The organism is Curtobacterium sp. VKM Ac-2884 (assembly GCF_015350945.1).
GTDB lineage: Bacteria > Actinomycetota > Actinomycetes > Actinomycetales > Microbacteriaceae > Curtobacterium.
Genome location: NZ_JADKSA010000002.1, coordinates 57,283 through 76,828, shown reverse-complemented (window position 1 = coordinate 76,828; position 19,546 = coordinate 57,283). Strand labels below are relative to the sequence as shown.

The following is a 19,546-nucleotide window of genomic DNA, read 5'->3' as shown; positions in this document are numbered from 1 at the left end:
CCCCCACGACAGGAGTGACACGCACATGGAGTACCGCTACCTCGGCAACTCGGGCCTCAAGGTCTCCGAGATCACCTACGGCAACTGGCTCACCCACGCCTCCCAGGTCGAGAACGACGCGGCCATCGCCTGCGTCAAGGCCGCCCTCGAGGTGGGCATCTCGACGTTCGACACCGCCGACGTCTACGCCAACACCGGCGCGGAGACCGTCCTCGGCGAAGCCCTCAAGGGGGAGCGGCGCCAGTCGCTCGAGATCGCCACGAAGGTGTTCGGGCCGACCGGGCCGAAGGGGCACAACGACACCGGGCTGTCCCGCAAGCACATCCTCGAGTCGATCGACGGTTCGCTCGGCCGTCTGCAGACCGACTACGTCGACCTGTACCAGGCACACCGCTTCGACCACGAGACCCCGCTCGAGGAGACGATGCAGGCGTTCGCCGACATCGTGCGCCAGGGCAAGGTCCTGTACGTCGGCGTGAGCGAGTGGACCGCGGAGCAGCTCCGGGCCGGCGCCGCGCTGGCCAAGGACCTCGGGTTCCAACTCATCTCGAACCAGCCGCAGTACTCGGCGCTGTGGCGGGTCATCGAAGAAGAGGTGGTGCCGACCTCGAAGGAGCTCGGCATCTCGCAGATCGTCTGGTCCCCGATCGCCCAGGGTGTCCTGACCGGCAAGTACAAGCCGGGTCAGCCGCTGCCCGAGGGTTCACGCGCCACCGACGACAAGGGTGGCGCGGACATGATCAAGCGGTTCATGCGCGACGAGGTGCTGTCCTCGGTGCAGGAGCTCGAGCCGATCGCGAAGGAGCTCGACCTGTCGATGGCGCAGCTCGCCGTCGCCTGGGTGCTGCAGAACGAGAACGTCGCGAGCGCCATCATCGGAGCATCGCGTCCGGAGCAGGTGCACGACAATGCCGGCGCTGCCGGTGTCACGATCCCCGCGGAGCTGCTCAGCCGGATCGACGATGCCCTCGGTGCCGTGGTCGAGCGTGACCCGGCGAAGACGAACGACAGCAGCCCGAAGACCCGCGAGGCCTAGCGCCGACCCAGGCCAGACGGCTCAGACAACGGAAAAGGCCCCCTGCCGAAGCAGGGGGCCTTCACCGGTGGCTGGACACGGCATCGATCCGTGGACCTTTCGATTTTCAGTCGAACGCTCTACCAACTGAGCTATCCAGCCGTGGCGACCCTGACGGGACTTGAACCCGCGACCTCCGCCGTGACAGGGCGGCACGCTAACCAGCTGCGCTACAGGGCCATGTTGAATTGCTGTGGTGTTGCTCAGTACTACTTGCTCGCTCACTCGGAGAGTGACCCCAACGGGATTCGAACCCGTGCTGCCGCCGTGAAAGGGCGGTGTCCTAGGCCACTAAACGATAGGGCCGCAAGTGGTGCTTCGCGCTACCGATGGACAAGCATACGGATGCCCCCGGGGGTTCGCAAATCGGGCCGCGTTCCCGCGGAATCCCCGGCGTGTCGCGCCCACCCGGCACCGGGTGTCGAGGTTGCGGTGCGAGCATCGTCGTCGGCTCCACGCCCCTCGTCCGAGGGGCTGTGGGGCTGCGACACCTGTTGTTACTGTTGCGTCTGTTAACAGTGTTACGTGCGTGAGCCTTGCCGCGCTGTTACGAAATCGAGATACATGTCGACCTCACCTTCGCTCTCCCTCCGCAACCGCAGCCGCCTCGTCGCCGCCGCGGTCGCCGTCGCGCTCGCCGGCAGCACCCTCGCGGTCCTCGCCCCGGCCACGTCGGCCAGTGCCGCGAGCTACCCGAGCTGGTCCGAGGTGCAGAAGGCCAAGTCCTCGACGAGTGCCCAGCAGGCCAAGGTCACCGAGATCAAGTCGCTCATCTCGACCCTGAAGTCCGAGGCCGCTGCGAAGCAGAAGGCCGCACAGGCAGCCGGCGAGGCCTACCAAGCCGCACAGAACAAGTACGACGAGGCGACCCTCGAGCAGAAGACGCTCCAGTCCCAGGCGGACGACGCCGAGCAGACCGCCGCACAGTCCGAGGAGCAGGCCGGTCAGCTCGCCGCGCAGCTCGGTCGGGCCAGCGCCAACGACGTGACGACCGACATCCTCACGCACCCCTCGGACTCCGGTGACCTGCTCTACGAGCTCGGCGCCATGTCGAAGCTCAGCGAGCAGGCCGACGGCATCTACTCGCAGGCGTCGCAGGACCGGGGTACTGCGCAGGCCCAGGCCGACAAGGCGGACAAGGCCAAGGCGGCGTTGGGCGACCTCGCCGACGCAGCCCAGTCGAAGATGCAGCAGGCGCAGGGTGCTGCCGACGCGGCGCAGACCGCCGTCGACGCCCAGAACGACAACGAGTCGCGGCTCGAGGCCCAGCTGACCGCCCTCACCACCAAGCAGCGCGGTGTCGAGGCCGACTACCGCAAGGGCGTCGCCGCCGAGAAGGCCCGACAGGCGCGCATCGCCGCTGCTGCAGCCAAGGCAGCCGCGAAGGCCGCGGCGACGAGCCAGGGCGGCACCGGCGGTGGGACTGCCAACTCTGCCGGGTGGGTCCGTCCGGCCGGCGGCTTCCAGACCAGCGGCTACGGCATCCGCGTCGACCCGTACACGCACTCCACGGCACTGCACGCCGGGGTCGACCTCGCTCCCGCCTGCTACGCCCCGATCTACGCGGCCCACGACGGCACCGTGACCTTCGCGGGCAACGGCGGCGGCTACGGCAACGAGGTCATCCTGGACAACGGCGGCGGCATCTCGACGGCCTACGGACACATCGTCGACGGCGGGATCATGGTCGCGAACGGCCAGCACGTCTCCGCCGGGCAGCAGATCGCCAAGATCGGTTCGACCGGCTGGTCGACCGGGTGCCACCTCCACTTCGAGACCCGGGTCAACGGTGCTGCCGTCGACCCGGTCCCCTTCATGGCAGCGCGGGGGATCTCGGTATGAGCATCAGCGCAGCCGGGATGCGTTGACCCCGCCATGACCCTGTCCGCTCGCTCGTTCTCCTGCGGGATCGCCACCGTCGCCGTGCTCGGCATCGGACTGTCGGTCGTCGTCGCAGGACCCGCCCAGGCCGCGCCGTCAGCGCCGTCCTGGGACGACGTCAAGGCCGCGAAGTCGGATGCCGCCGACGCGCAGCAGACGGTGGACGAGCTGAGCGACCGGCTGACCTCGCTGCAGGCCGCCGCGGACCGCGCCGGCATCGTCGAGCAGCAGGCCGGGCAGGCGTACGCCCTCGCCGCCTCGCAGCAGCAGGAGGCGAAGGACACCCTCGCCGACCTGTCCGCGCAGTCGAAGCGGGCCAAGGGCAAGGCGGACGACTCCGCGGGCCAGGTGGCGGCGCTCGTCGTCGAGCTGTCCCGCACGGGCGGCGGCGACCTGTCGACGACGATGCTCACGGACGCCTCGGACTCCGGCGACCTGCTCTACCGCGTCGGCACGATGTCGCACCTGTCCGAGCGGTCGGCGACGATCCTGGCCCAGGCCCGCTCCGACCAGAAGACCGTGGACTCGCTCGCCGACCAGCAGGCCGTCGCCACGACGGCGCTGAGCAAGGCGACCGAGGCGACGAAGACCGCCTTCGCCACCGCCAACGACGTCTCGGCCGACGCCCAGGCCCGTGTGCAGAAGCAGCAGGACCAGCAGGGCGAGGTCCTCCGTCAGCTCGCGTACCTCAAGGGCACGAGCGTCGCGACGGAGAGCGCGTACTGGAGTGCGCAGCAGGCCAAGGCGGCCGAGACCGCCCTGGCGGCCCAGACGAGCAGCAACGGCACCAGCACGACCAGTGGCGACACCGGCACCGGTACGAGCAGCGGCAGCACCACGAACCCGAGCGCCGGCTCCGGCAGCGGATCGACCACCCCCTCGCGCCCGAGCACCCCGTCGAAGCCGAGCACGCCGGCGGCTCCCGCCCCGGCACCGGCACCAGCGCCCGCTCCCGCCAAGCCGAGTACGCCCACCCCGTCGAAGCCGAGCACCCCCGCCCCGGCGCCGAAGCCGACGGTCCCGAGCAGCCCGTCGAAGGCCGCTGGCGCCATCTCCTACGCCCGCACCCAACTCGGCAAGCCGTACCTCATCGGTGGCGCAGGCCCGAACAGCTGGGACTGCTCCGGCCTCGTCATGATGGCCTACAGCTCGCAGGGCATCGCGACCGGCGGCCACAACGTCGTCTGGCAGTACAACTACTTCGGCTCGATCGGCCGTCTCGTGCCGCTCTCGCAGCGCCAGCCCGGCGACATCCTCTTCTACTCGTCGAACGGAACCGCTTCCGGCGGTTACCACGACTCGATCTACACCGGCAACGGCATGATGGTCGAAGCAGCCCGACCAGGCGTCGGCGTGGTCGAGCGGGCGGTCTGGACGCCGAGCCAGCTCCTGCCCTACGTCGCCCGCCCGAGCGGTTCCCTGTAGCCCGCTCCCGGTGTGCCCGGTCCTTCCCAGAACGGCTGCGGTAGCAAGCGGGATCGGGCGTACCTGCCCGGATCAGAGCACCAGGTGCGCCCGTTCCCACCAGGTACGCCTGAACCCGCACGGCACAGCCCTACGAACGCAGAACGGCGCCCGCCCTCCGGATGGAGAGCGGGCGCCGTTCGGCGTCAGGAAGCGTCCGGAAGCATCCGGAAGCGTCAGTGACCAGCGGGCACGTACGCGGCCTGGCCGGCCTGCACGATCGCCTCGGCCTCGGCGGCGTCGCCCCAGCCCTCGGCCTTGACCCACTTGTTCGGCTCGAGGTCCTTGTAGCGCTCGAAGAAGTGCGCGATCTCGGCCTTCGTCTGCTCGTCGACGTCCGAGATGTCCTGGATGTGCGTCCAGCGCGGGTCCTTCGCGGGGACCACGAGGACCTTCTCGTCCTTGCCAGCCTCGTCGCTCATCTTGAAGACGCCGACCGGACGGACCTTGACGCCCACGCCGGGGAACGTCGGGAACTCGAGGAGCAGCAGCGCGTCCACGGGGTCGCCGTCGTCGGCCAGGGTCTTCTCGAAGAAGCCGTAGTCGGTCGGGTAGACGAACGACGTGAACAGCACGCGGTCGAGGTAGACACGACCGGTCTCGTGGTCCACCTCGTACTTGTTGCGGCTGCCCTTGGGGATCTCGACGACGACGTCGTACGCGGCCATGTCTGTACTCCTGGTGTGTCGGTGGGGCTGTCGGTGGTCCCGAGAGCGCGGCTAACGTTACCGGGTGAACTCTCCGCGTCCCCGGCTGGACCCTGCCGTCGCCGAGACCCGCCTGGCGGTCCGCGACCTGCTCGCCACCGCGATCGACGACGGCGTCGTCACCGCGGGTGACCTCGTGCTGGTCGCGCTGAGCGGCGGACCGGACTCGCTCGCGCTCGCCGCGGCCACCGCGTTCGAGGCGGGCAAGCAGGGACTCCGAGCCGGGGCAGTGGTCGTCGACCACGCGCTCCAGGCGGGCTCCGAGGCGGTCGCGAGCCGCGCCTCCCGGCAGGCATCCGAGCTGGGTCTCGACCCGGTCGAGGTCCGCAGGGTCGCGGTCGGCTCCGACGGTGGTCCGGAGGGCGCCGCCCGGGAGGCCCGCCACGCGTCGATCGCCGAGGTCGCCTCCGCCACCGGGTCACCTCTCGTGCTGTTGGGACACACCCTGGACGACCAGGCCGAGACGGTGCTGCTGGGCCTGCTGCGCGGCAGCGGGCCGGACAGCCTGTCGGGCATGCTGCCGCTCGCGCGGCGCGAGCAGGGGCCGGCCTACGGCCGCCCGCTGCTCGCCGTGCGTCGGCACGCGACGCGGCAGGCGTGCGCCGCCGCCGGGTTGGCGCCGTGGCGCGACCCGCAGAACGACGACCCCGCCTACGCCCGTGTCCGCGTGCGGAACACCCTCATGCCGGTGCTCGAGCGCGAACTCGGTGCCGGGGTGCCCGAGGCGCTGGCGCGGACGGCCGACCAGCTGCGCGAGGACTCGGCGGCACTCGACCACTTCGCCGAGGAACTGGCAGAGGACATCGCCGAGCACTCCGAGGCCGGCATCTCGCTGTCCGTCCGGGCGCTCGGGGCGAACCCGCCGGCGCTCCGGCAGCGACTCGTGCGCCTGGCGGTCGAGAGCGAGTTCGGGGTGACGCTGTCGCGCGTGCAGACGCTCGAGGTCTGCCGGCTCGTCACGGACTGGGGCGGACAGGGGCCGATCGACCTGCCGGGCGTCCGGGCGTCGCGATCCGGTGACCGCCTGTCGTTCAGTGCCGGTTAGGCTGGACCGGTGGAACTCTCCGACGTCCAGGCAGACCTGTCCGAAGTCCTCTTCACGCCCGAGCAGATCGACGACAAGCTCGCCGAACTCGCGGCGGTCGTCGACGCCGACTACGCGGGCCGCGACCCCCTGCTCGTCGGTGTCCTGAAGGGTGCCGTCATGGTGATGGCCGACTTCTCGCGGCACCTCAAGATGCAGGCGCGGATGGACTGGATGGCGGTGTCGTCGTACGGCTCCGGCACGAAGTCGTCCGGTGTGGTGCGGATCCTCAAGGACCTCGACACCGACCTGCACGGCCGCGACGTCCTCATCGTCGAGGACATCATCGACTCCGGTCTGACGCTGTCCTGGCTCAAGCAGAACCTGCAGTCCCGCGGTGCCGCGAGCGTCGAGATCGTCGCCCTGCTGCGCAAGCCCGAGGCCGCCAAGGTCGAGGTCGACGTCAAGTACGTGGGCTTCGACATCCCCGACGAGTTCGTGGTCGGCTACGGCCTCGACTACGACGAGCGCTACCGGAACCTGCGCGGTGTCGGTGTCCTGGCGCCGCACGTGTACTCGTAACCCGTCCAGGGGGTACTTGCCTCGGGTTGAGTTCGCCCGCAGAGGACACCCATTCTCGCCACAGAATCGCGGCCGTATGCTGACCTGCACGCAACTTCGGCAGAGAAAGGTGTCGGGCACTCGCGCCCGGATCACATGAACTTCAAGCGCATCTTCCGCGGCCCGTACCTCTACGTGCTGATCGCGCTGGCGGGCATCTTCATCGGCTGGAGCGTCATCAGCCAGGGCAGCACGACCGAGGTCAGCACCCAGAAGGGCCTCGAGCAGCTCGCCGACGGCAAGATCTCGTCCGTCATCGTCAACTCCACCGAGCAGCGGGTCGACATGATCACCCGCGACGGCGACAAGCAGGAGCAGTTCTACTACTCCACGCCCCGTGGCGAAGAGGTCATCCAGGCCGTCAACGACGCCAACCTGCCCAAGGGCTACGACGACCACGTGAACACGGGCAACTGGTTCCTGTCGCTCCTCGGCGTCCTACTCCCCTTCCTGATCATCGGTGCCCTGTTCTGGTTCCTGCTCTCGAGCGCCCAGGGCGGCGGCTCGAAGGTCATGCAGTTCGGCAAGTCGAAGGCCAAGATCAACAACAAGGAGAACCCGCAGGTGTCGTTCGCCGACGTCGCGGGCTCCGACGAGGCGATCGAGGAACTCCACGAGATCAAGGAGTTCCTGAAGGAGCCGGCGAAGTTCCAGGCCGTCGGCGCCAAGATCCCGAAGGGCGTGCTGTTGTACGGCCCTCCCGGAACCGGCAAGACCCTGCTCGCCCGCGCCGTCGCCGGCGAAGCGGGTGTGCCGTTCTACTCGATCTCCGGTTCGGACTTCGTCGAGATGTTCGTCGGTGTCGGTGCGAGCCGTGTCCGTGACCTCTTCGAGCAGGCCAAGGCGAACTCGCCGGCCATCGTCTTCATCGACGAGATCGACGCCGTCGGTCGTCACCGCGGTGCCGGCATCGGCGGCGGCAACGACGAGCGCGAGCAGACGCTCAACCAGCTGCTCGTCGAGATGGACGGCTTCGACGGCAAGACGAACGTCATCCTCATCGCCGCGACGAACCGTCCCGACGTGCTCGACCCCGCGCTCCTGCGTCCGGGCCGCTTCGACCGCCAGATCGGTGTCGACGCCCCGGGCATGGCCGGCCGCAAGCAGATCCTCGAGGTGCACGCGAAGGGCAAGCCGCTCGCCGCGAGCGTCGACCTCGAGTTGCTCGCCCGCAAGACGCCGGGCTTCACCGGCGCCGACCTGGCGAACGTCCTGAACGAGGCCGCGCTGCTCACCGCCCGGTCGAACGCGCAGCTCATCGACAACCGCGCGCTGGACGAGGCCGTCGACCGCGTCATGGCGGGCCCGCAGCGTCGGACCCGGATCATGTCCGACCAGGAACGCCTGATCACCGCGTACCACGAGGGCGGCCACGCCCTGGCGGCAGCGGCGATGCGGCACACCGACCCGGTCACGAAGATCACGATCCTGCCGCGCGGCCGTGCCCTCGGGTACACGATGGTGCTCCCGCTCGAGGACAAGTACTCGGTCACCCGCAACGAGCTGCTCGACCAGCTCACCTACGCCATGGGTGGACGCGTCGCCGAGGAGATCGTGTTCCACGATCCCACCACCGGTGCCTCGAACGACATCGAGAAGGCCACCGGCACCGCCCGCAAGATGGTCACCGAGTACGGCATGAGCCAGGCCGTCGGGTCCGTGAAGCTCGGTTCCGGGTCGAGCGAGCCGTTCGTCGGCCGCGACATGAGCGGTGGGACCGGGCGCGACTACTCGGAGAACATCGCCCAGACCGTCGACGCCGAGACCCGTGCGCTGCTCGAGGCCGCGCACAACGAGGCCTACCAGGTGCTCAACGACAACCGCGACATCCTCGACCGCCTGGCCGGTGAGCTCCTCGAGAAGGAGACGCTCGACGCCCCGGAGCTCGTGGAGATCTTCAAGGACGTCCGCAAGCTGCCGGAGCGCCCGCAGTGGCTCTCCAGCGACAAGCGTCCGGTGAGCAACCTGCCCGCGATCGACGTGCCCGGGCAGGCCGCCGCCACCGCAGCGGACCAGTCGGACAGCGAGTCGACCTCGAAGCCCCGTCGTCGCCCCTTCGGCAACCCGGGTATCGCCCCGGCGTAGGGGGCCGGCATGACCGACCTGCCGACGAGACGTGCTCGTCGGCTCGACACCCGCGACGGTCCGACACCGGACCGCACGCGGGTGTTGGGCATCCTCAACGTGACGCCGGACTCGTTCAGCGACGGCGGGCTGCACCAGGCCTACGACGCCGCCGTGCAGCACGCGCGTGACCTCGTCGCCGCGGGCGCCGACATCATCGACGTCGGTGGGGAGTCGACCCGGCCGGGCTCGGAACGCGTGCCGGTGCCCGTCGAGCAGGAGCGCGTCCTGCCGGTCGTCCGGCAGCTCGTCGCCGAGGGCATCCCGGTCAGCGTCGACACGATGAACGCCTCGACCGCCGAACGGGCCGTCGAACTCGGCGCCGCGATCGTCAACGACGTGTCCGGCGGCCTGGCCGACCCGGACATGGCCCGCGTGGTCGCGTCGACCGGGGCCGGGTTCGTGGTCATGCACTGGCGTGGCCACAGCGACCGGATGTACCGCGACGCCGAGTACGTGCACGCCGTCGACGAGGTCCGGCGCGAGGTCGAGATGCGGGTCGCCGAGCTCATCGTCCTCGGGGTGCGCCAGGAACAGGTCGTGATCGACCCGGGCCTCGGCTTCGCCAAGCAGGGCGTGCAGAACTGGGAGATCCTGGCCGGCTACGAACGGTTCGCCTCGATCGGCCTGCCGGTGCTCGTCGCCGCATCACGCAAGCGGTTCCTGGACGGAGTGGGCAGCCCCGAGGGTGCCCCGCCGAAGGACCGCGACCTCGCCACCGCCGCCATCAGCCTGCTCGCCGCCGAACGCGGCGCGTGGGGGGTGCGCGTGCACGACCCGGCACCGACCCGTGCCGTGCTCGACGTCTGGGACGCCTGGAGGGCAGCTCGCTCGTGAACGACACCATCCGCCTCGTCGGGGTCCGTGCCCGCGGCCACCACGGGGTCTTCGACCACGAACGTGCCGACGGTCAGGACTTCGTCGTCGACGTCGCCGTGGAGCTCGACGCCCGCGCGGCCTCGGGCAGCGACGACCTCGACGCCACCGTGCACTACGGCGTGCTCGCCGAGCAGGTCGTCGCCGAGATCGAACGCGACCCGGTGGACCTGATCGAGACCCTCGCCGAACGCATCGCGGCCGCGGTGCTCACCCACCGTGCGGCCCTGGCGACCGAGGTCACCGTGCACAAGCCGCAGGCACCCATCACCGTGCCGTTCACCGACGTCTCGATCACCATCCGCCGTGCCCGCGGGGCGACCGTGCCGGACGAGGAAGAAGAGTGAGCCGCGTCGTCGTCGCGCTCGGCGCCAACCTCGGCGACCGGGGGAGCACCCTCCGCGCCGCCGCCCGAGCGGTCGCCGCGCTGCCCGGGGTCCACCCGGTGGCGTCGAGCCACGAGGTCGAGTCGGTCGCCGTCACCCTGGACGGCCGCGACGACACCAAGCCGCGTTACCGCAACGCCGTCGTGGTCGTCGACACCGACCTCGAGCCGCAGGCGTTCCTCGACGCGCTGCACGGCATCGAGGACGAGCACGGCCGCACCCGCGACGTCCGCTGGGGCGACCGGACCCTCGACCTCGACGTCGTCGCCGTCGACGACCTGCGCATCGACACCGCCACGCTCACCGTCCCGCACCCCCGTGCCGCCGAGCGCGCGTTCGTGCTCGCACCGTGGCTCGACGCCGACCCCGCGGCCGTCCTGCCCGGCGCCGGACCGGTGGCCGACCTGCTCGCCGCCGTGGGGGACGACACCGAGCGCGTCGACGAGCCGCGCTTGTTCGCGGACGTGCCCCGCGCCTCCCGGGCCACCACCGAAGGGAACGTGACCCAGCCGTGAAGCCGACCCGTCCCTCCACCCTGCTCAGCATCGCCGTCGTGACCGCGGTGGCGGGCTTCGCGTTCGACGCGGTGCTCGCGTCGCGACAGTCGCCGACGCTGCTGCTCGCCGTGCCGCTCGGCATCACGCTCGCGTTCATCGGCGTCGCCGTCGTGCTCATGGCGCGACCCGTCCGCCGGCACGCCCGCGATGGCGCGGGCCGGCAGCGCCCGGTCGACCCGCTCTACGCCACGCGCGTGGTGGTGCTGGCGAAGGCCTCGAGCATCTGCGGCGTCCTGTTCGGCGGCTTCGCGATCGGGCTGGTCGTGTACCTCCTGACCCGCTCGGTGACGCCTTCGCTAGGCTCGACCCTGCCGAACGTGGTCGCCGTCGGGGGCGGGATCGTGCTGACGGTCTGCGCACTCGTGGCAGAGCGCATGTGCATCGCTCCTCCGGGTGACGACGACGAGCCGGGCGACCCCCGGAACGGCACGACGGCGAACTGACCCGAGCACACCCACTGGAGGCCCGCGATGGCGCGTGAACGACTCGACGAGCCGGGCCTCGGCCTGACCGGCATCGACTGGACCAGGGTGTCCGCGAAGCTCGTGTGGACCGAACTCATCACGACCCTGGTGATCGGCCTCGTGGTGACCGCCGGCCTGGTCCTCATCGGGATCGTCAACGACGGCTTCGGCTCGGGCGCCGGCACCGTCTGGCTGCTCATCGGCATCGTGGTGCTCGTCATCACGCTCGTCACCGCGGCGCTGACGCCCCGCCGGGTCCGTGCGATCGGCTACGCCCTGCGCGACGACGACCTGGTGGTCCGCCGCGGCCTGATGTGGCAGCGCTTCACGGCGGTGCCGTACGGGCGCATGCAGCTCGTCGACGTGGCGCGCGGTCCGCTCGACCGGGCGCTCGGCATGAGCGAGCTGAAGTTCGTGACCGCCGCGGCCGCCACGAACGTCCGCATCCCCGGCATCCCCGCGACCGACGCCGACGAACTGCGCGACCGGCTCGTCGAGCTCGCCGAGTCCCGCCGCGCCGGGCTGTAGGGGGTCGCGGTGACCTTCCGACCCGGCCCGCCGCCGCCCGCCCCGCCCACGCGCGGGAACGCCGCTGCCGCAGCGCCCCTGACCGACGGCGAGTGGCACCGCCTGCACCCGCTGACCCCGCTGCTCAAGGGCGGGATCTTCCTGATCGTCATCCTCGGCTACGTGCTGAACAGCCTGCGCGACCAGCTCGTCGAGTTCTTCATCCCCGGCGGCGAGCAGCAGGACGGCGACCCCGTCCGCTACGTCTACGAGCACGGCGTCGTCGGCTGGGTGCTGCTCGGCGTCGCGGTGTTCCTGCTCGTGCTGATCGGGCTCTTCTACCTGTCCTGGCGCATGCACGAGTTCCGGGTCACCGGCGAGATCGTCGAGGTCCGCTCGGGCGTGCTGTTCCGGAACCACCGCAAGGCCCGGCTCGACCGGATCCAGGGCATCAACATCTCGCGTCCGCTCATCCCGCGGGTGTTCGGCACGGCGAAGCTCGAGATCGCCCAGGCCGGCAACGACGCCAACGTGCAGCTCGCGTACCTCGGGGTGAAGGCCGCCGACGACCTGCGGCTGCGCATCCTCGTGCTCGCCTCGGGTGCGAAGGACGACGACCGTGGCAGTGGTCCGGCGCGCGCGTCGAACGGTGTGTTGCAGGACCGCGTCGACGAGATGTTCTCGCCCGAGCTCGACCCCGCCGCGGTGCAGGCCACCCGGATCGTCAAGGTGAAGCCCGGCCGGCTGATCGCGTCGATGCTGCTCTCCGGCACCACCGTCTTCATCCTGCTGGCCGTGGCGGCGATGATCGTCAGTGTCGCGCTCACCGGCGAGTACGGGATCCTGTTCGGCCTGTTCCCCGCCGTGATCGGTGCGGGCAGCTACTACGTCCGCAAGTTCTCGCGGTCGCTGCAGTACACGATCGCCGAGACCCGTGACGGCATCCGGATCGGGTTCGGGCTCGTGTCGACCTCGAACGAGACGCTGCCCCCGGGCCGCATCCACGCCGTCAGTGTCGCGCAGCCGCTGCTCTGGCGACCGTTCGGCTGGTGGGACGTCCGGATCAACCGTGCGACGAACGCCGGCAACGGGGCATCGAGCAACCAGCAGGCCTCCGCCATCGTGCTGCCCGTCGGCACCGCGGCCGACGTCCGCGAGGTCCTCGACATCATCCTGCCCGGCCTGGTCGGCACTGCCGTCGCGGGCCCCGAGGCCTCGCAGGAGGCCCTGCGGGAAGGCTCCGCCGAGGCCGTCAGCGTCGTCGACGACAGCCTCACCACGAGCGGCGACGAGGGCGGCTTCGTGCACTCCCCGCGCCGCGGTGCGTGGCTCCGGCCGTTCGCGTTCCGGCGCAACGGGTACCGGTTCGTGCAGGGCGCGGTGCTGCTCCGGCTCGGCGCCGTCTGGCGGTCGCTCGTCATCGTGCCGTTGCCCCGGGTGCAGAGCGTGAAGGTCGAGCAGGGTCCGCTCGAGCGTGCCCTGCGGCTCGCCGCCGTCCACGTGCACACCGTCGCCGGGCCGGTCTCGGCCCGCGTCGGTGCGCTCGACGCACGGGACGCGCAGCGGCTGTGGTCCGAGACGACCCAGCGCGCCGTCGAGGCCGCTGCGGTCGACACGTCCCACCGGTGGCGCGAACGGGAGGCCCGTCCCGCGTCCGCCAGGCACGCTGCGGACGTGCCGTGGCCCGGGACCGGAGCCCCTGCCGGACCCGACGCCGACCACCGGCCCGGCACCGTGCCTCCCGGCCCGGGGTGGAGCGACGTCCCGCCCACCGGGGCCGTCCGATGAGGGCCGGGCGCCTCGGCGTCGGCGTCGTCGGTGCCGGACGGGTCGGACCCGTGCTCGGCGCCGCACTCGCGAACGCGGAGCACGCGGTCGTCGGGGTGACCGCCGTGTCCGCCGAGAGCCGTGACCGTGCCGAGGCGATGCTGCCCGGCGCTCCCGTGCTCGCGACGCCGGACCTGGTCGAGCGGAGCGAACTCGTGCTGCTCGCCGTGCCGGACGACCAGCTGGCTTCGCTCGTGCAGGGCCTGGCGGACGCCGGCATCTGGCAGCCCGGACAGCTCGTCGTGCACACCAGCCCGGACCACGGCGTCGGCATCCTCGCCCCTGCGATGGCGGCCGGCGCGATCCCGCTCGCCATCCACCCCGCGATGGCGTTCACCGGCACCAGCGTCGACCTGTCGCGGCTCCGTGACGCCTACTGCGCGGTCACCGCTCCCTCACCCGTGCTGCCCATCGCGCAGGCCCTGGTGGTCGAGATGGGCGCCGAGCCGTTCGTCATCGCCGAGGGGGACCGGCCCGCCTACGCCGACGCCGTCCGCGCCGCCGTGAGCTTCTCGACCGCGATCGTGGACCAGTCGGCGGGCACGCTCTCCGGCATCGGTGTGGACCACCCCGGCCGGGTGCTCGGTGCGCTCGTCCGCTCCGCCGTCGACAACGCACTGACGGCCGCCGACGGGCAGTCCACGCTGTAGCGCGGGTGGCCGCCGGTTCGGGGGCGGACGCGCGGCGCGGGTAGCATTTCCCCCGACCCCCACGACCATCGGAGCCGCACCCGCATGACCGACGAGACCGCCACCACCGACACCGCGATCGCCGACGCCGCCGCACTGGCCGAGCAGGAGACCAGCGAGCAGCGACAGGTCCGGCTCGACAAGCGCGCGAAGCTGCTCGAGTCCGGCATCGAGGCGTACCCCGCCGAGCTCCCGATCACGACGACGATCCCGGCGGTCCGCGACCAGTACGCGCACCTCGAGACCGGCGAGGAGACGCAGGACGTCGTCGGTGTCGCCGGCCGCATCGTGTTCTCGCGCAACACCGGCAAGCTCTGCTTCGCGTCCTTGCAATCCGGCGACGGGTCCCGCATCCAGGCGATGGTGTCCCTCGCCGAGGTCGGAGACGAGTCCCTCGCGCGCTGGAAGGAGTTCGTCGACCTCGGCGACCACGTGTTCGTGCACGGCCGTGTGATCTCCTCGCGCCGCGGTGAGCTGTCGATCATGGTCGACGAGTGGGCGATCGCGGCGAAGGCGATCCTGCCGCTGCCGAACCTGCACAACGAACTGAACGAGGAGACGCGGGTCCGCCAGCGTTACCTCGACCTCATCGTCCGCGACGAAGCACGCGCCACCGTCCGCGCGCGTGCCGCCGTGATGTCCTCGCTCCGCCAGACCTTCACCGAGCACGAGTACCTCGAGGTCGAGACGCCGATGCTGCAGACCCAGCACGGTGGCGCCTCGGCTCGTCCGTTCGTGACCCACTCGAACGCCTTCGACACCGAGCTCTTCCTGCGCATCGCGCCCGAGCTCTTCCTGAAGCGCGCCGTCGTCGGCGGCATCGACCGGGTGTTCGAGATCAACCGGAACTTCCGCAACGAGGGTGCCGACTCGTCGCACTCGCCCGAGTTCGCGATGGTCGAGGCGTACCAGGCGTACGGCAACTACGAGCAGATGGCCGACCTGACGCAGGAGCTCGTGCAGCGCGCTGCGCGGGCCGTGACCGGCGGCTCGCTCGAGGTCACCCTGCCCGACGGCAGCACGTACGACCTCGGCGGCGAGTGGCCGCGCATCGACATGTACGGCTCGCTGTCCGAGGCTGCCGGTCGCGACATCACCCCGGAGACCCCGCTGTCCGAGCTGCAGGAGCTCGCCGCTGCCGAGGGCGTCGAGGTCGCGCACGCCACGCACGGCAAGTACGTCGAAGAACTCTGGGAGCACTTCGTCATCGACTCGCTCGACCGCCCGACGTTCGTGATGAACTTCCCGGTCGACACCTCGCCGCTCACCCGCGAGCACCGCACCCGTCCGGGCATCGTCGAGAAGTGGGACCTGTACGTCCGCGGCTTCGAGCTCGCGACGGCGTACTCCGAGCTCGTCGACCCGGTCGTGCAGCGGGAGCGCTTCGTCGAGCAGGCGAAGCTCGCAGCCGGCGGCGACCCCGAGGCGATGCGCGTCGACGAGGAGTTCCTGCGAGCCCTCGAGCACGCGATGCCCCCGTCGGGTGGCATGGGCATGGGCGTCGACCGCCTGCTCATGGCGATCACCGGCCTCGGCATCCGCGAGACGATCCTGTTCCCTCTGGTCAAGTAAGTCCCGGCTCCCCGGGGTACGATGCTCCGGTGCCGCATGGAGTCGTGACCGGGATCATCTTCGCCCTGACGCCGACCATCGTCGTCGGCCTCATCTTCTGGTTCGTGATGCGCGCCATCATGCGGGCCGACCGCACCGAGCGTGCCGCGTACGCCAAGGTCGAGGCCGAGGAGCGTGCCCGGTTCGAGCGGGAGCACGGCGTCCCCGCGCCGGCGCCGGCCTCGGCCGAGTAGCGCCGCCCGACCCACGTACCGTCCGAAGGCCGTCGTCCGCACCGCGGACGGCGGCCTTCATCGTTCGCGCCCCCTCGACGGCTGTGCCCGCTCGACGGCTGTGCGCCCTCGACCCGTCACGCCCCGTTCACCTCGCCGTCGCGCGCCGGGGTGAGCATCGTCCGCATGGCAACCACACATCCCTTCACGGGCCGCAGCCTCGTCGGTGACATCGAGAGCGAGTACGACGAGTTCGATCGAGACGCCGACCTCGAGGCGTCCAAGCGCCGGGACGGGTGGCTCGAACCCTCCTGGTGACCCCCCCCACCCACTCGGTTTTCGGGGTACGACCGCCGGATCGCATCGATCCGGCCGGACGTACCCCTTTTGCATGTCCGGAAGGCGCGGCGCCACGGGGTACAGGTTCGGAAACGCGTGAGAAACACTCCTGCAACGCCGGAAACATCACGTCACACCCTTGATCCGCGGCAGTTCGGGGGACCACACTGGCAGCATCGCTGTACCCCACGGGGGACGGTTTCGATGACGAAGCACGGAGAAGCCTGAGAATCATTCCGATCGGTTTGTGGGGTACACCTCCGGACCGCTTTACTCATCAACACCCCCAGCAACACCCCCAGCACCACCGCACGAAGCCATCACCGCCGAACGCAGGGAGCAACACCATGACGATCGCACCGGCTGCACCGAGCACCACCCGCCGCGCCACCACGAAGAAGGCAGCGGCATCGAAGACCCAGACCGCCGAGTCCACGACGACCTCCCTCGACACCGAGGTCGAGGCCGACGAGCAGCTCGCCGGCGTCCGCGGTGCCTCCGTCGACCAGGTCGGCGACTACCTGCGCCACATCGGTCGCCTCTCGCTCCTCACCGCCGAGGAAGAAGCGCAGATCGCCCGTCGCATCGAGGTCGGCCTGTTCGCGGAAGAGAAGCTCGCGACCGAGAAGGGCCTCGCGAAGACCCTGCAGCGTGAACTCCGCTGGCTCGTCCGCGACGGTGAGCGCGCCAAGGAGCGCATGATCACCTCGAACCTCCGCCTGGTCGTCAGCATCGCGAAGCGCTACTCGCAGCGTGGTCTGCCGTTCATGGACGTCATCCAGGAGGGCAACCTCGGCCTGGTCCGTGCGGTCGAGAAGTTCGACTTCACGCAGGGCTACAAGTTCTCGACCTACGCCACCTGGTGGATCCGCCAGGCGATCTCGCGTGGTCTCGCCGACAAGGCCCGCACGATCCGCATCCCGGTCCACACCGTCGAGCTGATCAACAAGATCTCCCGCACCGAGCGCGACCTGACCGTCGACCTCGGCCGCGCGCCGATGCCCGACGAGGTCGCCGCCGAGCTGAGCATGACGGTGGAAGAGCTCGTCGACCTCAAGGGTCGCTCGCACGAGCCGGTCTCGATCCACACCGTGGTCGGCGACTCGGACGACAGCGAGCTCGGTGACTTCATCGAGGACGAGGACGCTGCGTCCCCGAACGAGCTCACCGAGACCACGCTCCTGCACCGCGACATCCGTTCGATCGTCGCCGAGCTGCCGAGCGAGGAAGCCAACGTGATCCGCATGCGCTACGGCCTCGACGACGACAAGCCGATGACGCTCGACGAGATCTCGAAGATCGTGCACACGACCCGCCAGGCCGTCAGCCGGGTGGAGTCGCGCGCCAAGCTGCGTCTGTTCGCCAAGGCGGTCTCGCAGGACATGCAGCTGTACCTGACCGACTGAGGTCAGCAGGCTTCGGCCGGCGCTCGCGTCGGCAGGGGAACCCGGGTCGGTCTGTGGGAAGACGATCCGGTGGGGTGATGGGAAGGCCCGCTCGAGCACTGCTCGAGCGGGCCATTCACGTTCGTGGGCGCCGGACGCCGGCCCGGACCGCTACTGGTCGAGTTCGCGCCCGAGCTTCTGCCGCAGGTCGCTCGGGATCAGCTCGATGAGCTGGTCGGGCCGGACCGGCAGGTCGAGCAGGCTCAGCTTCACCCGACCGGTGCGTCCGTGCCGCTCGGCGTCGAGTCGGACGACGCTGCCGGCGTCCTTGCGGAGTCGGACGTCGATCTGCGCACCGGTGGCGACCTCGCCGACGACGAGCCCGTCGACCTCGAGTGCGGCGCTCCTGGTGCCCTCGGCGATGTCGAACCGGTAGCGCTCGCGCGCGGCGAGCACCACGGCGCGGTCGATGCCCGCCATCGGGGCGACCGGGGTGACGACGGACCCGGAGAGTGCGGGGGAGAGCACCGGGCCACCCGCGGCGTAGTTGTACGCGGTGGAGCCGGCCGGGGTCGCGGCGACGATGGCGTCGGCGCGGTAGTAGCCGTAGCCGAGCCCGCCGACACTGAGGTCCGCCGACACCTGACCGGAACCGGGGCGCCGCACGATCGTCAGGTCGTTGAACGCCAGGTAGTCCGTGCGTGCGCCGCTCCAGGACAGCCGGGCCTCGAGCGCGTGGTGCGGCTCGAGCTGGTACTCGCCGGCCGACAGTCGGTCGAGCGCTGCCTCGAGCTCGGGCGGTTCGATCTCCACGAGGAACCCGACGTTGCCGTAGTTCACGCCGAGCACGGGGACCGGGCGCTTCGCCACGAGTCGCATGGCGCCGAGCATGGTGCCGTCGCCGCCGAGGGCCACGACGAGGTCGACGCGTGCGGTGAAGTCGTCGTCCTCCACCGCGGTGATGCCCCCGCCGATCCGCTGCGCGTCGGCTCGGCGGGCGACGAGTTCGCCCCGGCCGGACGCGTTCCATCGCTGCAGGGTCGTGACGGACTCCTGCACGTTCTTGGTCGGGTGGACGACGAGGCCGACAACGGGCTGATCCATGACCGGATGCTACCGAGCCGCGCTGAACCGAGGGGTGTTCAATTGCCATTGCATGCGATATTCTGAATACATGCAGATCGCTCAGCTGTCCGTCGCCCTCCCCACCGTCCGGCAGGGTCGCGAGATCGTGCTGCTCGCCGACCTCGAGTCCCACGAGACGGGCTTCGGCTTCGTCGACGCGGAGCACCTCCTGCTCGCCGCCGTCACCCTCTGCAGCGGGATGCCCCGGTTCCGCCCGATCTTCGACGCGCACGGCGTGACCCCCGAGGCCGTCCGCTCCGAGATCAGCGTCTTCGTCGGTGCGCGGGCCGCGTGCCCGGACGAGCACGACCGGGTCGCCTGCACCCCGGCGGCCGCCAGGGTCCTCGCACGAGCAGCCGTCCTCGCCGGTCCGGCCGAGCGCGTCCGCCCGGTGCACGTCGTGCTGGCCGTCCTCGACGGCGTCGACGACCCCTTCATGGGCTCGGCGCACGACGTCCTCGACGCCCTGGGCGTCGAGCCGCGCCGCTTCCGGCGCGCCCTGCGCCGGGCAGCGCGGCGCGCCTGAGACGCGACCGGGGAAGGAGACGGGCGTGGTCCGCTCAGCGTGACGCGCCAGCGGCACGCGGGCCGCGCCGACCGAGCCTGCGAGGGAGGGTGGCGGACGCCGCCACGGGCCTCCCGTCGTCTGTTCCGTTCGCTCACTGCGCACATCGCGCAGTGAGGTCACGCCCACGGCGAACAGGGGCAGCC

The 19,546-nt window shown here is 70.7% G+C and carries 20 protein-coding genes and 3 tRNA genes; 18 read left to right on the top strand and 5 right to left on the bottom strand.

From position 1 onward, the window contains the following. Positions 1-25 precede the first annotated feature (25 nt). A complete protein-coding gene (locus ITJ60_RS04710) occupies positions 26-1,036 on the top strand; it encodes an aldo/keto reductase family protein (RefSeq protein ID WP_123339205.1) in 1,011 nt (336 codons plus the stop codon). 68 nt (positions 1,037-1,104) lie between these two features. On the opposite strand, the gene ITJ60_RS04705 is transcribed toward ITJ60_RS04710, so the two are convergent. The 3 genes from ITJ60_RS04705 to ITJ60_RS04695 all read right to left on the bottom strand — a co-directional run bounded on the left by ITJ60_RS04705 (position 1,105) and on the right by ITJ60_RS04695 (position 1,381). Continuing rightward, positions 1,105-1,177 (bottom strand) — tRNA-Phe (locus ITJ60_RS04705). A 1-nt stretch (position 1,178) separates the two neighbouring features. Next, positions 1,179-1,255: transfer RNA gene (locus ITJ60_RS04700), tRNA-Asp, on the bottom strand. 53 nt (positions 1,256-1,308) lie between these two features. Further along, positions 1,309-1,381, bottom strand: a tRNA-Glu gene (locus ITJ60_RS04695). 258 nt (positions 1,382-1,639) lie between these two features. Here ITJ60_RS04695 and ITJ60_RS04690 point away from each other — a divergent pair. Continuing rightward, positions 1,640-2,917 carry a M23 family metallopeptidase gene (locus tag ITJ60_RS04690; protein ID WP_194647141.1) on the top strand — a complete coding sequence of 426 codons (1,278 nt, stop codon included), beginning with the start codon at positions 1,640-1,642 and terminating at the stop codon, positions 2,915-2,917. A gap of 33 nt (positions 2,918-2,950) precedes the next feature. After that, positions 2,951-4,381 carry an NlpC/P60 family protein gene (locus ITJ60_RS04685; RefSeq protein WP_194647140.1) on the top strand — a complete coding sequence of 477 codons (1,431 nt, stop codon included), beginning with the start codon at positions 2,951-2,953 and terminating at the stop codon, positions 4,379-4,381. 215 nt (positions 4,382-4,596) lie between these two features. On the opposite strand, the gene ITJ60_RS04680 is transcribed toward ITJ60_RS04685, so the two are convergent. After that, entirely contained in the window at positions 4,597-5,088 is a 492-nt protein-coding gene (locus ITJ60_RS04680) for an inorganic diphosphatase (RefSeq protein ID WP_111086931.1), read from the bottom strand. A gap of 64 nt (positions 5,089-5,152) precedes the next feature. Here ITJ60_RS04680 and tilS point away from each other — a divergent pair, with 64 nt between their 5' ends. The 14 genes from tilS to ITJ60_RS04615 all read left to right on the top strand — a co-directional run bounded on the left by tilS (position 5,153) and on the right by ITJ60_RS04615 (position 17,731). Next, positions 5,153-6,172 carry a tRNA lysidine(34) synthetase TilS gene (tilS, locus tag ITJ60_RS04675; protein ID WP_194647139.1) on the top strand — a complete coding sequence of 340 codons (1,020 nt, stop codon included), beginning with the start codon at positions 5,153-5,155 and terminating at the stop codon, positions 6,170-6,172. Between the two features lie 9 nt (positions 6,173-6,181). After that, positions 6,182-6,733, top strand: coding sequence for a hypoxanthine phosphoribosyltransferase (hpt, locus tag ITJ60_RS04670; protein ID WP_111086933.1), 552 nt, complete (start codon positions 6,182-6,184; stop codon positions 6,731-6,733). Between the two features lie 135 nt (positions 6,734-6,868). After that, positions 6,869-8,857 (top strand): ATP-dependent zinc metalloprotease FtsH, encoded by a 1,989-nt coding sequence (ftsH, locus tag ITJ60_RS04665; protein WP_123294542.1) that lies wholly within the window; start codon positions 6,869-6,871, stop codon positions 8,855-8,857. A gap of 9 nt (positions 8,858-8,866) precedes the next feature. Continuing rightward, a complete protein-coding gene (gene folP, locus ITJ60_RS04660; RefSeq protein ID WP_194647138.1) occupies positions 8,867-9,733 on the top strand; it encodes a dihydropteroate synthase in 867 nt (288 codons plus the stop codon). Continuing rightward, complete coding sequence (gene folB / locus ITJ60_RS04655) at positions 9,730-10,119, top strand: dihydroneopterin aldolase (protein WP_123294543.1); 390 nt, start codon at positions 9,730-9,732, stop codon at positions 10,117-10,119. Before folP ends, folB begins: the two co-directional genes overlap by 4 nt. Continuing rightward, positions 10,116-10,673, top strand: a complete 558-nt coding sequence (folK, locus tag ITJ60_RS04650) for a 2-amino-4-hydroxy-6-hydroxymethyldihydropteridine diphosphokinase (protein ID WP_123339201.1) — start codon at positions 10,116-10,118, stop codon at positions 10,671-10,673. Before folB ends, folK begins: the two co-directional genes overlap by 4 nt. Further along, entirely contained in the window at positions 10,670-11,158 is a 489-nt protein-coding gene (locus ITJ60_RS04645; RefSeq protein WP_194647137.1) for a DUF3180 domain-containing protein, read from the top strand. The genes folK and ITJ60_RS04645 overlap by 4 nt, the downstream gene beginning before the upstream one ends. A gap of 27 nt (positions 11,159-11,185) precedes the next feature. Further along, positions 11,186-11,707, top strand: coding sequence for a PH domain-containing protein (locus ITJ60_RS04640; protein WP_111086938.1), 522 nt, complete (start codon positions 11,186-11,188; stop codon positions 11,705-11,707). A gap of 9 nt (positions 11,708-11,716) precedes the next feature. Next, entirely contained in the window at positions 11,717-13,474 is a 1,758-nt protein-coding gene (locus ITJ60_RS04635) for a PH domain-containing protein (protein WP_131844944.1), read from the top strand. Next, positions 13,471-14,163, top strand: a complete 693-nt coding sequence (locus ITJ60_RS04630; protein WP_165901135.1) for a Rossmann-like and DUF2520 domain-containing protein — start codon at positions 13,471-13,473, stop codon at positions 14,161-14,163. Before ITJ60_RS04635 ends, ITJ60_RS04630 begins: the two co-directional genes overlap by 4 nt. An 84-nt stretch (positions 14,164-14,247) precedes the next feature. Continuing rightward, on the top strand, positions 14,248-15,774 hold the full coding sequence (lysS, locus tag ITJ60_RS04625; RefSeq protein WP_194647136.1) for a lysine--tRNA ligase: 1,527 nt from the start codon (positions 14,248-14,250) through the stop codon (positions 15,772-15,774). 29 nt (positions 15,775-15,803) lie between these two features. Continuing rightward, complete coding sequence (locus tag ITJ60_RS04620) at positions 15,804-16,007, top strand: hypothetical protein (protein ID WP_111086942.1); 204 nt, start codon at positions 15,804-15,806, stop codon at positions 16,005-16,007. 165 nt (positions 16,008-16,172) lie between these two features. Further along, complete coding sequence (locus ITJ60_RS19105) at positions 16,173-16,304, top strand: hypothetical protein (RefSeq protein ID WP_258373406.1); 132 nt, start codon at positions 16,173-16,175, stop codon at positions 16,302-16,304. Positions 16,305-16,672: 368 nt separating this feature from the next. Then, positions 16,673-17,731 (top strand): sigma-70 family RNA polymerase sigma factor, encoded by a 1,059-nt coding sequence (locus ITJ60_RS04615; RefSeq protein WP_194647135.1) that lies wholly within the window; start codon positions 16,673-16,675, stop codon positions 17,729-17,731. Positions 17,732-17,881: 150 nt separating this feature from the next. On the opposite strand, the gene ITJ60_RS04610 is transcribed toward ITJ60_RS04615, so the two are convergent. Beyond that, positions 17,882-18,814 carry an NAD(+)/NADH kinase gene (locus ITJ60_RS04610; RefSeq protein ID WP_111086944.1) on the bottom strand — a complete coding sequence of 311 codons (933 nt, stop codon included), beginning with the start codon at positions 18,812-18,814 and terminating at the stop codon, positions 17,882-17,884. 70 nt (positions 18,815-18,884) lie between these two features. Here ITJ60_RS04610 and ITJ60_RS04605 point away from each other — a divergent pair, with 70 nt between their 5' ends. After that, a complete protein-coding gene (locus ITJ60_RS04605) occupies positions 18,885-19,361 on the top strand; it encodes a Clp protease N-terminal domain-containing protein (protein ID WP_185002921.1) in 477 nt (158 codons plus the stop codon). Positions 19,362-19,546 lie beyond the last annotated feature (185 nt).

Excerpts from the sequence above, each read along its gene's own strand:
- lysS (WP_194647136.1), top strand. The coding sequence starts at position 14,248 with ATGACCGACGAGACCGCCACCACCGACACCGCGATCGCCGACGCCGCC.
- folP (WP_194647138.1), top strand. The coding sequence starts at position 8,867 with ATGACCGACCTGCCGACGAGACGTGCTCGTCGGCTCGACACCCGCGAC.
- ITJ60_RS04630 (WP_165901135.1), top strand. The coding sequence starts at position 13,471 with ATGAGGGCCGGGCGCCTCGGCGTCGGCGTCGTCGGTGCCGGACGGGTC.
- ITJ60_RS04710 (WP_123339205.1), top strand. The coding sequence starts at position 26 with ATGGAGTACCGCTACCTCGGCAACTCGGGCCTCAAGGTCTCCGAGATC.
- ITJ60_RS04690 (WP_194647141.1), top strand. The coding sequence starts at position 1,640 with ATGTCGACCTCACCTTCGCTCTCCCTCCGCAACCGCAGCCGCCTCGTC.
- ITJ60_RS04685 (WP_194647140.1), top strand. The coding sequence starts at position 2,951 with ATGACCCTGTCCGCTCGCTCGTTCTCCTGCGGGATCGCCACCGTCGCC.
- ftsH (WP_123294542.1), top strand. The coding sequence starts at position 6,869 with ATGAACTTCAAGCGCATCTTCCGCGGCCCGTACCTCTACGTGCTGATC.
- ITJ60_RS04640 (WP_111086938.1), top strand. The coding sequence starts at position 11,186 with ATGGCGCGTGAACGACTCGACGAGCCGGGCCTCGGCCTGACCGGCATC.
- ITJ60_RS04610 (WP_111086944.1), bottom strand. The coding sequence starts at position 18,814 with ATGGATCAGCCCGTTGTCGGCCTCGTCGTCCACCCGACCAAGAACGTG.
- ITJ60_RS19105 (WP_258373406.1), top strand. The coding sequence starts at position 16,173 with ATGGCAACCACACATCCCTTCACGGGCCGCAGCCTCGTCGGTGACATC.
- ITJ60_RS04605 (WP_185002921.1), top strand. The coding sequence starts at position 18,885 with ATGCAGATCGCTCAGCTGTCCGTCGCCCTCCCCACCGTCCGGCAGGGT.
- ITJ60_RS04615 (WP_194647135.1), top strand. The coding sequence starts at position 16,673 with ATGACGATCGCACCGGCTGCACCGAGCACCACCCGCCGCGCCACCACG.
- ITJ60_RS04680 (WP_111086931.1), bottom strand. The coding sequence starts at position 5,088 with ATGGCCGCGTACGACGTCGTCGTCGAGATCCCCAAGGGCAGCCGCAAC.